The sequence below is a fragment of the Streptomyces niphimycinicus genome, from assembly GCF_018883605.1.
In the GTDB taxonomy this organism is placed as follows: domain Bacteria; phylum Actinomycetota; class Actinomycetes; order Streptomycetales; family Streptomycetaceae; genus Streptomyces; species Streptomyces niphimycinicus.
The window spans coordinates 1-12,987 of sequence record NZ_JAHLEM010000140.1; the positions used below are offsets into that span (position 1 = coordinate 1).

General features: G+C 69.8%; 13 protein-coding genes. 4 read left to right on the forward strand and 9 right to left on the reverse strand.

Going from position 1 to position 12,987, the window contains the following annotated elements; translation table 11 throughout:
• The first annotated feature begins 96 nt into the window (after window positions 1–96).
• Window positions 97–1,077 (forward strand): LacI family DNA-binding transcriptional regulator, encoded by a 981-nt coding sequence (locus KN815_RS14465; RefSeq protein WP_216342373.1) that lies wholly within the window; start codon window positions 97–99, stop codon window positions 1,075–1,077.
• A gap of 357 nt (window positions 1,078–1,434) precedes the next feature.
• Here the strand turns inward: KN815_RS14465 and prcA are convergent, their stop codons facing one another.
• The 6 genes from prcA to arc form a co-directional block, all read right to left on the reverse strand.
• Window positions 1,435–2,208, reverse strand: a complete 774-nt coding sequence (gene prcA / locus KN815_RS14470) for a proteasome subunit alpha (RefSeq protein WP_216342352.1) — start codon at window positions 2,206–2,208, stop codon at window positions 1,435–1,437.
• 53 nt (window positions 2,209–2,261) lie between these two features.
• Entirely contained in the window at window positions 2,262–3,107 is an 846-nt protein-coding gene (prcB, locus tag KN815_RS14475; protein ID WP_216342353.1) for a proteasome subunit beta, read from the reverse strand.
• Window positions 3,059–3,502 (reverse strand): endonuclease VII domain-containing protein, encoded by a 444-nt coding sequence (locus KN815_RS14480; RefSeq protein ID WP_308403651.1) that lies wholly within the window; start codon window positions 3,500–3,502, stop codon window positions 3,059–3,061. Before KN815_RS14480 ends, prcB begins: the two co-directional genes overlap by 49 nt.
• 191 nt (window positions 3,503–3,693) lie before the next feature.
• Window positions 3,694–3,912, reverse strand: a complete 219-nt coding sequence (locus KN815_RS14485; protein ID WP_078640503.1) for a ubiquitin-like protein Pup — start codon at window positions 3,910–3,912, stop codon at window positions 3,694–3,696.
• A 135-nt stretch (window positions 3,913–4,047) separates the two neighbouring features.
• Entirely contained in the window at window positions 4,048–5,559 is a 1,512-nt protein-coding gene (dop, locus tag KN815_RS14490) for a depupylase/deamidase Dop (protein ID WP_216342355.1), read from the reverse strand.
• Between the two features lie 259 nt (window positions 5,560–5,818).
• Window positions 5,819–7,585 (reverse strand): proteasome ATPase, encoded by a 1,767-nt coding sequence (gene arc, locus KN815_RS14495; protein ID WP_216342356.1) that lies wholly within the window; start codon window positions 7,583–7,585, stop codon window positions 5,819–5,821.
• Window positions 7,586–7,809: 224 nt separating this feature from the next.
• Here arc and KN815_RS14500 point away from each other — a divergent pair, with 224 nt between their 5' ends.
• Complete coding sequence (locus KN815_RS14500; protein WP_216342357.1) at window positions 7,810–8,133, forward strand: ferredoxin; 324 nt, start codon at window positions 7,810–7,812, stop codon at window positions 8,131–8,133.
• An 18-nt stretch (window positions 8,134–8,151) separates the two neighbouring features.
• Here KN815_RS14500 and KN815_RS14505 read toward each other — a convergent pair whose 3' ends face one another.
• The 3 genes from KN815_RS14505 to KN815_RS14515 form a co-directional block, all read right to left on the reverse strand.
• On the reverse strand, window positions 8,152–8,781 hold the full coding sequence (locus KN815_RS14505) for a hypothetical protein (protein ID WP_372458359.1): 630 nt from the start codon (window positions 8,779–8,781) through the stop codon (window positions 8,152–8,154).
• 96 nt (window positions 8,782–8,877) lie between these two features.
• Entirely contained in the window at window positions 8,878–9,843 is a 966-nt protein-coding gene (locus KN815_RS14510) for a tRNA (adenine-N1)-methyltransferase (protein WP_216342359.1), read from the reverse strand.
• Window positions 9,844–9,891: 48 nt separating this feature from the next.
• The gene (locus KN815_RS14515; protein WP_216342375.1) at window positions 9,892–11,142 is read right to left on the reverse strand and encodes a site-2 protease family protein; all 1,251 of its coding nucleotides are present in this window, start codon (window positions 11,140–11,142) and stop codon (window positions 9,892–9,894) included.
• An 83-nt stretch (window positions 11,143–11,225) separates the two neighbouring features.
• Here KN815_RS14515 and KN815_RS14520 point away from each other — a divergent pair, with 83 nt between their 5' ends.
• A complete protein-coding gene (locus KN815_RS14520; RefSeq protein WP_216342374.1) occupies window positions 11,226–12,170 on the forward strand; it encodes a RecB family exonuclease in 945 nt (314 codons plus the stop codon).
• 66 nt (window positions 12,171–12,236) lie between these two features.
• Complete coding sequence (locus KN815_RS14525; RefSeq protein WP_009719179.1) at window positions 12,237–12,908, forward strand: response regulator; 672 nt, start codon at window positions 12,237–12,239, stop codon at window positions 12,906–12,908.
• The last annotated feature ends 79 nt before the right edge of the window (window positions 12,909–12,987 follow it).

The window sequence follows — 12,987 nt, forward strand, 5'->3', positions numbered from 1 at the left end:
GCCGGGGCGGACGCTCGCCCGGGGGACGGAGCAGCCGCGGGCCCTGGCAGCGCGGCCGCGGGGCGGGCGGTCGGGGGGCGGGCTACGAGCCGGGATGTGGCACGGCTGGCGGGTGTGTCCCAGGCGACCGTGTCCCTGGTGCTCGGCGAGAAGTGGTCCGGACGGGTCTCCGAGCGCACCGTGGAGGCCGTACGGGCCGCCGCGCGCGAACTCGGCTACCGCCCCAACCTCGCGGCCCGCAGCCTCCGTCTGGGCCGCACCAGGACTGTGCTCATGGTGGTGCCCGCCCTGACGACCGAGTTCTTCGCCCGCGTCTACACCGGCGCCGAGCGGGTCGCCGCCGATCACGGCTTCGGGGTGGTGCTCTATCCGTCCCCCGAGGGCGTGGGCCCGGCCCGGGACCCCTTCGACTCGGCGCGCGCCTCGCTCGACGGGGTGATCGCCTCCTCCATGGCGGCCGACGCGCTGGTTGCGGTGCGCGGCGGCGGGCTGCCGCTGGTGATGCTGGACAGCGATCCGGACGACGCGGCCGCGGCGGCCACGGTCAACCTCGACATCGCGGACGGGGCGCGGCAGGCGGCGGGGCATCTGCTGGCGCTCGGGCACCGCCGGGTGGCCCATCTCGCGGCGGCGGTGGACTCCTGGACCTTCGAGGTGCGCGCCCGGGCCCTGGCGGAGGCGATGGACGAGGTACCGGGCACCTCGTTGGGCACCGAACCGGCGGGGCTGACCGTCGAGGAGGGCCGCCGGGCCGCCGAACGCGTCCTGGCCCGCCCCGGGCCCCGGCCGACCGCGCTCGTCTGCGACGACGACATCCTGGCCGCGGGCGCCTGCAAGGCGGCCCGGCGGCTGGGGCTGCGGATCCCGGACGACATCTCGGTGACCGGCTTCGACGATCTGGCGCTGGCCACGGCGGTGGAACCGGAGCTGACCACGGTGCGGCTCCCGGCGGAGGCGGTGGGGGCGGCCGGTATGCGGGCCCTGATGACGCTCCTGGACGGCGAGACGCCCCGGGACACCGTGCTGCCCGTCGAGCTGATCCCCCGGGGCTCCACGGCCCCTCCCCCACGGCACTGACCGGCCTCGGGGCCACCGCTCCGGCCGCCGCTCCGGCCGTTGCGCGGCCTACGGGGTGTCCGGTGGACCGCGCGGCGGAGCCGCATATCGATGCCGCCGGACGAGACGGGGCAGCGGGCAGCCTGCCCGCCTCTGCCCGATAGCGGGGCCCCGAGGCCCGGGGCGGAGCCCCGGTTCGGGACGGGGCGGGGAGGGGCGCAGGCAGCCGCAGGCGTCACGGTCCGCCGGACACCTATGGGCGCGGGGGCCGTCTGGGCTCGTCGCCGCCACAACGTCGCCGCCCGCCGCCACAACGTCCCCGCCGCCCCGGGTGGGCCCGGGGCGGCGGCGACGGAGAAACGAACGGCGGCGGCCGGGTCAGTCCTCGGACTCCGAGGTGGATTCCTCGGCCCCGTCGCCGTCGGACGACGCCTCCGAGTCAGCCGCGCCCTCTCCCGACTCCAGGAGCCGGGAGAGCTGGCCGCCCAGGACGCGCTTGAACTTGCGCTTCTGGGGCCGGTTGCGGTCCAGGACCGCGACCTCGAGCTGCTCGGCGGTGAGGCTGCGCTCCCCGCCGTTGTTGTCGCGGGAGAGCGAGTCGACGGCCAGCTTGAGAGCCTCGGCGAGGGTCATGCCGTCCCGGTGGCGCTGGTCGAGGTAGGTGCTGATCTGGTCGGCGTTGCCACCGACCGCGACCGAGCCGTGCTCGTCCACGATGGAGCCGTCGTGCGGGAGGCGGTAGATCTGGTCGTCCTCGGGGCCCTCCCCGACCTCGGCGACGATCAGCTCGACCTCGTACGGCTTCTCGGCGGCGCTGGAGAAGATCGTGCCCAGGGTCTGGGCGTAGACATTCGCCAGCCCGCGGGCCGTGACATCCTCACGGTCATAGGTATAGCCACGCAGATCGGCGTAACGGACACCGCCGATGCGCAGATTCTCGAATTCGTTGTACTTACCGACCGCCGCGAAGGCGATCCGGTCATAGATCTCGCTGACCTTGTGCAGCGCGCGGGACGGGTTCTCCGCAACGAAGACGATGCCGTCGGCGTACTGGAGCACGACCACGCTGCGGCCGCGTGCGATGCCCTTACGGGCGTATTCGGCGCGGTCGGCCATGGCCTGCTGAGGAGAAACATAGAACGGCGTCGTCACCGGCTGTCCGTCCCTTCTGTCAATGGCGAATGCATTCCGGCTGGACCGTCCTCTCAGAGAAGGGCGGCGCGGGGGCCGTCCGGCTCTTCGAGGCGCCGTTCATGGATGGCACGGGCGAGCTCGGACACCTCGTCCTCGCCGAACCTCTTGAAACCGTCCTCGGTGATGGAGGTGATGATCGGGTAAATGCGGCGGGCGAGATCCGGCCCGCCGGTGGCCGAATCATCGTCGGCGGCGTCATAGAGCGCCTGGAGCACGGCGGTGGCGGCCTGCTCCTCGGTCAAATCCTGGCGATAGAGCTTCTTGAGCGCGCCCCGGGCGAACATCGAGCCCGAGCCGGTGGCGGCGAAGCCGCGCTCCTCCGAACGCCCTCCGGTCACGTCGTAGGAGAAGATGCGGCCCTTCTCCCGGTCGACGTCCCACCCCGCGAAGAGCGGGACCACGGCGAGGCCCTGCATCGCCATGCCGAGGTTGCCGCGGATCATGGTCGACAGCCTGTTCGCCTTGCCTTCGAGCGAGAGAACGGTGCCCTCGACCTTCTCGAAGTGCTCCAGCTCGAGCTGGAAGAGCTTGACCATCTCCACGGCGATACCGGCGGTCCCCGCGATCCCGACGGCCGAATACTCGTCGGCGGGGAAGACCTTCTCGATGTCACGCTGCGCGATGACATTGCCCATGGTGGCGCGGCGGTCACCGGCGAGCACCACACCGCCGGGGAAGCTCACCGCCACGATGGTGGTGCCGTGGGGGGCCTCGATGGCGCCCTGCACCGGGGGCAGCGGACGGTTCCCCGGAAGCAGCTCGGGCGAGTGCTCGCCCAGGAAGTCCATGAAGGAGGACGAGCCGGGCGTCAGGAAGGCAGATGGTAGACGCCCGGTGCTACGAGTGTTGGCTTCCACGCGTTTCCTTCCACGTATGTCGCAGCCCGCCTTATCACGTCGGGCTGATCCTTGAACTGCCCCAGTGCCGCGTTGCAGCTGAAGCACAGTACGCCACGGACCCTACCCGTCTTGTGGCAGTGATCCACATGAATGGGCGGGGCATCGAGGCAGATCACGCAGAGCCCGTACTGGGCGGCGATCATCGCATCGCGCTCAGCTTCAGTGAGGCCGTAATTGCGCCTGAGGTGGCCAACCCGGCTGTCCGCCGCCTTGCAGTCTCGACACCGTGAAGCCAGGCCACCCGGAGCCGAACCTTTTCGGTGCCAGTCAGAGCGCGGCCTCGTCTGCCCACACCCCTGGCAGTACTTGTGCCCCTCGGGAACCGCACCCGGCAAGGGGGCTCTTCTGCCCATCGTCTCCTGGCGCTTCCGATCCGACTGAGCAGCACAATCGCGGCAGCGCCGCTGGAGGCCATCCAGGTTTGACCGTTTGGCCGCGAATGCTGCGCGCGGCTTGGTGTCTCCGCACCGCGCGCAGCGCTTCACGCTCGATTCCCCCGACACTCCTGATCTCCGTCCGCCTTCGATTCGAAGGAAAAATGCCCCTACTGCCCGCCCTTCTGAACGAAGGACCGCACGAAATCCTCGGCGTTCTCCTCGAGCACGTCGTCGATCTCGTCCAGCACGGAGTCGACGTCGTCGGAGAGCTTCTCCTGCCGCTCCTTCAGGTCGTCCGCGGCCTGCGCGTCCTGCGCCTGCTCCTCGACCTCTTCGGTCGAGCGCGACGCCTTCTGCTGACCGCCGCCGGTGTCCTTGGTCGCCATGTCCCTCACCCCGCTCGGTTCGCCCGCTGATTCGATCGGTCTCAAGATCAGACCCTACAAGCCGGGTCCGACATCGGCCTCCCACTCGCTACAACGTACGGAGGCCACCTCGATGATTCCCGGCTGGGGGGCATTTCAGCCGCCGGACAGCACCCGGACCAGGTCCTCGGCCGTGCGGCAGCGGTCCAGCAGCTCCTTGACGTGATTGCGGGTGCCGCGCAGCGGCTCCAGCGTGGGGACCCGTTGCAGAGAGTCACGACCCGGCAGATCGAAGATCACCGAGTCCCAGGAGGCCGCGGCGACGTCGTCCGCGTACTGCTCCAGGCAGCGGCCGCGGAAGTAGGCGCGGGTGTCCTCCGGGGGCTTGTTCTGGGCGCGGGCGACCTCCTGGTCGTCCAGCAGCCGCTTCATCTTGCCGCGCGCCGCCAGCCGGTTGTACAGGCCCTTGTCGGGGCGTACGTCGGCGTACTGGAGGTCCACCAGATGCAGCCGGGCCGCGTCCCACTCCAGGGCGTCGCGGCGGCGGTAGCCCTCCATCAGCTCCCGCTTGGCGATCCAGTCCAGCTCGCCGGACAGGCTCATGGGATCGCGCTCCAGCCGGTTCAGCACGTCCTCCCAGCGGGCAAGGACGTCCCGGGTCTGCTCGTCGGCGTCCGCTCCGTAGCGGTCCTCGACGTATTTGCGGGCCAGCTCGAAGTACTCCATCTGGAGCTGCACCGCGGTCAGCGTGCGGCCGCTGCGCAGCGTGATCAGACGGCGCAGTGTCGGGTCGTGCGAGACCTGGTGCAGGGTGCGCACCGGCTGGTCCACCGCGAGGTCCACGGCGATGAAGCCGTCCTCGATCATCGACAGCACCAGGGCGGTGGTGCCCAGCTTGAGGTAGGTCGAGAGCTCGGAGAGGTTGGCGTCCCCGATGATCACGTGGAGCCGGCGGTACTTCTCGGCGTCGGCGTGCGGCTCGTCGCGGGTGTTGATGATCGGGCGCTTGAGCGTGGTCTCCAGGCCGACCTCGACCTCGAAGTAGTCGGCCCGCTGGCTGATCTGGAAGCCGTGCTCATGGCCGTCCTGGCCGATGCCGACGCGGCCGGCGCCGGTGACGACCTGGCGGGAGACGAAGAAGGGCGTCAGATGGCGCACGATGTCCGAGAAGGCGGTCTCCCGCTTCATCAGGTAGTTCTCATGCGTGCCGTAGGAGGCGCCCTTGTTGTCGGTGTTGTTCTTGTAGAGGTGGATGGGCTGGCCGCCGGGCAGCTCGGCGGCGCGCAGCGCGGCCTCGGCCATGATGCGCTCGCCCGCCTTGTCCCAGAGCACCGCGTCCCGGGGGTTGGTGACCTCGGGGGCGGAGTACTCGGGGTGGGCGTGGTCCACATAGAGCCGCGCGCCATTGGTGAGGATCACATTGGCCAGGCCGATGTCCTCGTCGGTGAGCTGGCTGGCGTCGGCGGACTCGCGCGCGAGGTCGAAGCCGCGGGCGTCCCGCAGCGGGTTCTCCTCCTCGAAGTCCCAGCGGGCGCGACGCGCCCGGTGCATCGCCGCCGCGTAGGCGTTGACGACCTGGGATGAGGTGAGCATGGCATTGGCGTTCGGGTGCCCGGGGACGGAGATCCCGTACTCCGTCTCGATACCCATTACGCGCCGTACGGTCATGCGGCCCTCCTTGCCCGGCGCCGCCCCCGGCTGAGGTCGGCGCTCAAGTACCGCTGCGCTCCCGGTCCATATGCGGCCCCCGATCCCCCGTGCCGCGATCGTGCGGTACCGAAGAGCCTAGAACGGCCAAGCGGTGCTGCGGAGATCATTTCAGTCATTGCTCCGGTCGGGCTCGTAGGACTCATACGAAGAATGCGGTCCGAAAAGCGCATCCGGCTGCGGATGCCCCGTCCAGGACATCCGCAGCCGGACTGCGGTGTTACAGGTATTGACCGGTGTTCGCCACCGTGTCGATGGAGCGTCCGGTGTCCGCGCCCTGCTTTCCGGTGACCAGGGTGCGGATGTAGACGATCCGCTCGCCCTTCTTGCCGGAGATCCGGGCCCAGTCGTCCGGGTTCGTGGTGTTCGGCAGGTCCTCGTTCTCCTTGAACTCGTCCACGCAGGCGGCGAGCAGATGGGAGACGCGAAGGCCCTTCTGGTTGTGGTCCAGGAAGTCCTTGATCGCCATCTTCTTGGCGCGGTCCACAATGTTCTGGATCATTGCGCCGGAGTTGAAGTCCTTGAAGTAGAGGACTTCCTTGTCGCCATTGGCGTAGGTGACCTCCAGGAAGCGGTTCTCCTCGGACTCGGTGTACATCTGCTCGACCACCGACTGGATCATTCCGCCGATCGCGGCCTTGGGCGACTGGCCGTGCTCGGTGAGGTCGTCCGTGTGGATCGGCAGCGACTCCGTGAGGTACTTCGAGAAGATGTCCTTGGCGGCCTCGGCGTCCGGACGCTCGATCTTGATCTTCACATCGAGGCGGCCGGGGCGCAGGATCGCCGGGTCGATCATGTCCTCACGGTTGGAGGCACCGATCACGATCACGTTCTCCAGGCCCTCCACGCCGTCGATCTCGGAGAGGAGCTGGGGGACGATGGTGTTCTCCACGTCCGAGCTGACCCCGGAGCCACGGGTGCGGAAGAGGGAGTCCATCTCGTCGAAGAAGACGATGACGGGCGTGCCCTCGCTGGCCTTCTCCCGAGCCCGCTGGAAGACCAGCCGGATGTGCCGCTCCGTCTCACCGACGTACTTGTTGAGCAGCTCGGGACCCTTGATGTTGAGGAAGAAGCTCTTCCCCGCGGGCTTGCCGGTCACCTCGGCGACCTTCTTGGCAAGGGAGTTGGCCACGGCCTTGGCGATCAGCGTCTTGCCGCAGCCGGGCGGGCCGTACAGCAGCACACCCTTGGGCGGCCGCAGTTCGTGCTCCTTGAAGAGGTCGGGGTAGAGGTAGGGGAGCTCGACCGCGTCGCGGATCAGCTCGATCTGGTTTCCCAGACCGCCGATCTTGTTGTAGTCGATGTCCGGAACCTCTTCGAGGACGAGCTCCTCGACCTCGCTCTTCGGAACGACCTCGTAGACATAGCCGGACCGGGACTCGAGCAGCAGGGCGTCACCGGGACGGATGGTGGTGTGCAGCAGCGGCTCTGCCAGCCGCACCACCCGCTCCTCGTCGGTGTGCCCGATCACCAGGGCGCGCTCGCCGTCCTCGAGGACCTCCTTGAGGGTGACGATGTCCCCGGCGCGCTCGAACTCCATGGCCTCGACCACATTGAGGGCCTCGTTGAGCATGACCTCCTGGCCGCGCTGGAGGTCGTCGAGCTCGACGCTTGGGCTGACATTCACCCGGAGTTTACGGCCCCCGGTAAAGATGTCGGCCGTACCGTCCTCGTTCGCCTGTAGAAAGGCTCCGAAACCGGCCGGCGGCTGGGCAAGCCGGTCGACCTCCTCCTTGAGGGCCACGATCTGGTCGCGGGCCTCACGGAGTGTGTTCGCGAGCCGCTCGTTCTGTGCGGAGACTCCCGCCAGATTGGTCTGCAGCTCGACGATCCGCTCTTCGAGAATCCTCGTATGACGCGGAGAGTCGGCGAGCTTGCGGCGCAGGACGGCGATTTCCTGCTCGAGATAGGCAACCTGGCCGGCAGGGTCATCAGACCCCCGCCCCGGCCGGATGCCGCGGTTGATGTCGTCGTCGTGGGCTGCCACGGTCCTCACCTCCTCCAAGGGGAGCTGGACGCTTCCTGACCCTACCTGGGCCGGTGCGGGTTGAAACCCCTAGATCACAAACCCGGTCGGCGTGTGTCCGATCTTCACCCTTGCGCACTCCCTCACACCAGCCGAATACCCACCCAACAACATCGGAAAGCGAGCGGTTGTATCGTCGAGGTGGTCAACACCCGTCAGGGCTGGCGATATTTAGACACTGTTGAATGGCGTATCGAAGGAACAGCAGGGGGCACACCGTGCGGAACGAGGAGCTCGGCGATCTTGAAGTGTGGATTGACCAGGACCTGTGCACCGGCGACGGCATCTGCGCCCAGTACGCTCCCGAGGTCTTCGAACTCGACATCGACGGTCTAGCCTACGTCAAGAGCGCCGACGATGAGCTGCTACAGGAGAAGGGTGCCACCACTCCGGTCCCCCTGGCCCTGCTCACCGAGGTCAAGGATTCCGCGAAGGAATGCCCCGGCGACTGCATCCATGTACGCCGCGTCACGGACCGGGTCGAGGTCTACGGCCCCGAGGCGGAGTGACACTCCGCGAGCGACCGCTCACACACTCCCCGGAACCGGCAGCGCCTTCAGGACGAACCTGCCGTCCCGCCACCGCCAGTTGACCTTGCGCTGCTGATCCGGACAGCACCGCGGCACCTTGGCCGAGGAATATCCCAGCAAGGTGGCCGAAACCGTCTTTCCGCGCACCGCGAAATCGCTGACGCTCATCCCTTCCTTCGGGTCCACGAACGTGGCCACCACGCGGGGCGCGGCGCCCGCGCGGGCCGGCTGGGAGAGCACATACACGCCACTGGGCGGGGTGCCGAACGCCGTCGCGCAGCGCACCACGACGGCGGTCTCCGGCCGCCCGTCGCCGTCCAGGTCCGCCGAGGCCCGGTCGACGACATCGGGCCTGGCCCGTCCGCAGTCCATCGGATACTCCGCGGCGCCGGGATCGGGGGCCTTGGCCGCCGGAAGCCCACCGGCACGCGGGGCGGAGGCGGCGGTGGACGTGGTGGCCTTGGCGTCGGAGGGCTGGAAGAACGACCCCCCGGCGATGACCGCGGCCACGGCGGCCGCGGTCGCGACCCAGTGCACCGGACGGGGATGGGTGTGCGCGAGATCCGGGCCCAGAGGCTGCACGCGGGATGACTCCATGTAAGAGCTGAGGCGGGAGATGTCCCGCATCGTGCCACATCTCACAGGGGCGCGGCCACCGCCCTCGCACAGGGAATTCGGTGGCCGCGCCGAGCCGTTGGGCCCCAGGTGTCCGTCAGGTGGCCGTCAGGCGTCGCCGGACGGGGTGTCCTGGCCGCCGGAGGCGCTCCGGCCGCCCCCTGAGGCGTCCCCGGCTCCGGTGTCCTTCGCGGTGCCCCAGCCCACGTAGTCCTCGCCGTAGGCGCCCTTGGCGGGCCTGCGGCGGCGCATCGGGGGCTCCACACCGTCCGCGAGCCGGCGGGCGGTGAGCAGGAAGCCGGTGTGGCCGATCATGCGGTGGTCGGGCCGTACGGCCAGACCCTCGACATGCCAGGTGCGGACCATGGTCTCCCAGGCCGACGGCTCGTTGAAGGTGCCGTGCTCGCGGATGCACTCCACGGTGCGGGCGAGCTGGGTGGTGGTGGCGACGTACGCGCACAGGATGCCGCCGGGGACGAGCGCCTTGGACACCGGCTCCAGGCACTCCCAGGGGGCGAGCATGTCCAGGATCACGCGGTCCACCTCGGTGTCGCTGAGGTTGTCCTGGAGGTCGCCGACGGTCAGCCGCCAGGCGGGGTGCGGGGCGCCGAAGTAGCGCTCGACGTTCTGGGCGGCGATCTCGGCGAAGTCGGCCCGGCGCTCGTAGGAGTGCAGCATGCCCTGGTCGCCGATGGCCCGCAGCAGAAACATGGAGAGCGAGCCGGAGCCGACGCCCGCCTCGACGACACGTGCGCCGGGGAAGATATCGGCCATCGCCAGGATCTGCCCCGCGTCCTTGGGGTAGACCACGGCGGCACCGCGTGGCATGGACAGGACATAGTCGGGGAGCAGGGGGCGCAGCGCGAGATACGCGACGTTTCCCGTGGTACGCACGACGGTTCCCTCAGGGGCACCGATCAGCTCGTCATGGGGGAAGGATCCCTTGTGGGTGTGGAAGTTCTTCCCGGCCTCGAGCGTGAAGGTGTAGTGGCGTCCCTTGGGGTCGGTGAGCTGGACCTGGTCCCCGACCTGGAAGGGCCCGCGACGGCGGGCGGCACCGGTCGGTTCGGACATGTGAACAGCCTACCGGGCACTTCGCCCTGCCCGGACCACACCGGGGCCTCAGGAGGGGCCCGCGGGCGTCCTGGCCATGGCCGCCACGAAGGCGCGCTCGACATCGGCCGTGGAGAGCACCCCGTAGATCTCGCCGCTCTCCTCCACCACCAGGTACTCGGTGGCGGGGGTGGCCCGCAGGGTGTCCAGCAGCTCCTCGCCGCTGAGCTCGGCGGAGACCCGCATACCGTCCTTGAGATCCTGGGCGAGACCGCTGACCGCGACCCAGGGGCGGCGGTGCTCGGGGATCCCCACGATGGCGGCCTCGCGCACCACGGCGGTCGGGGTGCCGTGGCCGTCCACCACGACCAGGGCACGCGCCCCGGCCTCGTTCGCCCGGCGCAGCGCCTCCGAGAGCGGGGTGTCGGCCGCCACGGGGACGGCGCGCCGGGTGAGCGTACGGGCGCGCAGATCCGGCAGCCGCTCCCGCAGCCGGGCCATCCGCAGGCTGTTGCCCGCGCCGGTCCAGATGATCGCGGCGAGTATGGCGGCCAGCAGCGCGTCGGTGAGCGAGTCGACGCTGCCGAAGCTCTCGGGCTCGTCGCCGAGCCCGCCGGCCTGGGTGAGCAGCGGCAGTCCGATGAGCACCGCGACGGCCAGCGCCCGGCCGCTCCAGGCGGCGGCGACGGTGCCGGTCATCGGCCTGCCGCTGATCTTCCAGACGACGGCGCGCAGCATCCGCCCGCCGTCCAGCGGCAGCCCGGGCAGCAGGTTGAACGCGGCCACGATCAGGTTGGAGATCATCAGCCCGGCGAGCAGCACCCCGGGCACCGTGCCGGGCTCCACGACCAGCATGCCCAGGTAGAAAACGCCCGAGAGGACCAGGGAGAGCAGCGGGCCGACGAAGGCGAGCACGAACTCCCGGCCGGGGGTCTCGGTCTCCTTCTCGATCTCCGAGACACCGCCGAAGAACTGGAGCTGGATCCGGCGCACCGGCAGCTTGAAGCGGAGCGCGGCCACGGTGTGCGCCAGCTCGTGCACCAGCACCGAGGCGTAGAAGGCCACCGCGAAGAAGAGCGAGACCAGATAGCGGGCGGCGCCGAGCTCCGGCAGCACCCGGTCGAGCTGACCGCCGAAGACCCAGGTGATGAGGGCGGCGACCAGGAACCAGCTCGGCGAGACATACACCGGCACGCCGAACGGGCGCCCCATGAGAATGCCGCCGCCCGCCTCGCGTGGGCGCGGCTGTTTACCGCCCTCGGGCTCGGTCGTGCGGTCCGATTCCCCGTTGTCGGACTGCCGCTGCCCGCTGTTGTCCACGGTGTCCCCTCGTCGGATGCTCGGTCGCACCCCTCTTTTGATACGGTCCCCACGATCATGCAGTGCGAGGGGCTCGGACGTCGATGGTATGCGTCCGGCTGTCAGTGGCGGGTCGTAGGGTCTTCGCCATGGGAACCACCACGGGAACCACCACCGGGAAGGCCGAACCGTCGGACGGGCCGCCGAAGTCCGGCCGCGCCGCCTCGTTGTCACCGTCACGGGCGGCCGATTTCATGCGGTGCCCGCTGCTGTACCGCTTCCGAGTGATCGACAAATTGCCGGAGAAGCCCAGCGCGGCGGCCACCCGCGGCACGGTGGTCCACGCGGTGCTGGAGCGGCTCTTCGACGCCCCGGCCGCCGAGCGCACCTCGCCGCGGGCCCGGGCGATGGTGCCGGGCGAGTGGGACCGGCTGCTGGCGGCCAAGCCGGAGCTGGCGGAGCTGTTCCAGGAGGAGGACGGCGCCCCGGCGCCGGAGCGGCTGGCCGAGTGGCTGACGGGGGCGCAGACACTGGTGGACCAGTGGTTCTCGCTGGAGGATCCGACGCGTCTGGAGCCCGCGGAGCGGGAGCTGTTCGTGGAGACGGAGCTCGAGTCCGGGCTGCGGCTGCGTGGCATCATCGACCGGATCGACATCGCTCCCACGGGTGATGTGCGGATCGTGGACTACAAGACGGGCAAGGCCCCCGCACCGCAGTACGCGGGCGAGGCGCTGTTCCAGATGAAGTTCTACGCGCTGGTGGTGTGGCGGCTGCGCGGGGTCATCCCGCGGCGGCTCCAGCTTGTCTATCTGGGCAGCGGCGATGTGCTGACGTACGACCCGGACGAGCGGGATCTGCGGGGGGTGGAGCGCAAGGTGCTGGCCCTGTGGGAGGCGATCCGGCTGGCCACGGAGACCGGTGCCTTCGTCCCCCGCCAGACCAGGCTGTGCGGCTGGTGCGACCATCAGGCGCACTGTCCGGAGTTCGGGGGTACGCCGCCGCCGTATCCGCTGGCGGTCGTACCTCTTCAGAATCGAGGTGCCGCGTAGCGCCCCCTGAGGGTGGTGGTGGGTGACGGGCGGGCAGAATGGACGCGGTCTAGCGAAGGAGTTCCCGTGGCGATCCGCGTCCTACTGGTCGATGATCAACCGCTGCTGCGCACCGGCTTCCGGATGATCCTGGAGGCGGAGCAGGATCTGGCGGTCGTCGGCGAGGCAGGGGACGGTCTACAGGCCCTCGACCAGGTGCGGGCGCTTCAGCCCGATGTGGTCCTGATGGACATCCGGATGCCGCGGATGGACGGCGTGGAGGCGACCCGCCAGATCACCGGTCCGGGGCGGGACGGCCCGGCCAAGGTGCTGGTGCTGACCACCTTCGACCTGGACGAGTACGTGGTGGAGGCGCTGCGCGCCGGGGCCAGCGGCTTTCTGCTGAAGGACGCGCCCGCCACCGAGCTGGTGCAGGCCATCCGCGTGGTGGCGGCGGGCGAGGCGATGCTGGCGCCCAGCATCACCCGCAGGCTGCTCGACAAGTACGCCGGGCATCTCCCGTCGGGCGAGGAGCCGGTGCCGGACACCCTGCACACGCTGACCGAGCGCGAGGTCGAGGTGCTGAAGCTGGTGGCCCGGGGGCTGTCCAACGCGGAGATCGCCGCGGATCTGTTCGTCAGCGAGACCACGGTCAAGACGCATGTGGGCCATGTACTGACCAAGCTGGGGCTGCGCGACCGGGTCCAGGCCGCCGTGTACGCCTACGAGAGCGGCCTGGTCCGCCCCGGCGCGCAGTAGGCGGCACCAGGGGCACCGGGGACGGTGGTGGTACGGCGGGAGGCCCGGGGCGCGCGCCCCGGGCCTCCCGCCGTACCAC

Excerpts from the sequence above, each read along its gene's own strand:
- dop (WP_216342355.1), bottom strand. The coding sequence starts at position 5,559 with ATGACCGTACGGCGCGTAATGGGTATCGAGACGGAGTACGGGATCTCC.
- KN815_RS14500 (WP_216342357.1), top strand. The coding sequence starts at position 7,810 with ATGGCGTATCGAAGGAACAGCAGGGGGCACACCGTGCGGAACGAGGAG.
- KN815_RS14480 (WP_308403651.1), bottom strand. The coding sequence starts at position 3,502 with ATGGGCAGAAGAGCCCCCTTGCCGGGTGCGGTTCCCGAGGGGCACAAG.
- KN815_RS14510 (WP_216342359.1), bottom strand. The coding sequence starts at position 9,843 with ATGTCCGAACCGACCGGTGCCGCCCGCCGTCGCGGGCCCTTCCAGGTC.
- KN815_RS14505 (WP_372458359.1), bottom strand. The coding sequence starts at position 8,781 with ATGCGGGACATCTCCCGCCTCAGCTCTTACATGGAGTCATCCCGCGTG.
- KN815_RS14520 (WP_216342374.1), top strand. The coding sequence starts at position 11,226 with ATGGTATGCGTCCGGCTGTCAGTGGCGGGTCGTAGGGTCTTCGCCATG.
- KN815_RS14485 (WP_078640503.1), bottom strand. The coding sequence starts at position 3,912 with ATGGCGACCAAGGACACCGGCGGCGGTCAGCAGAAGGCGTCGCGCTCG.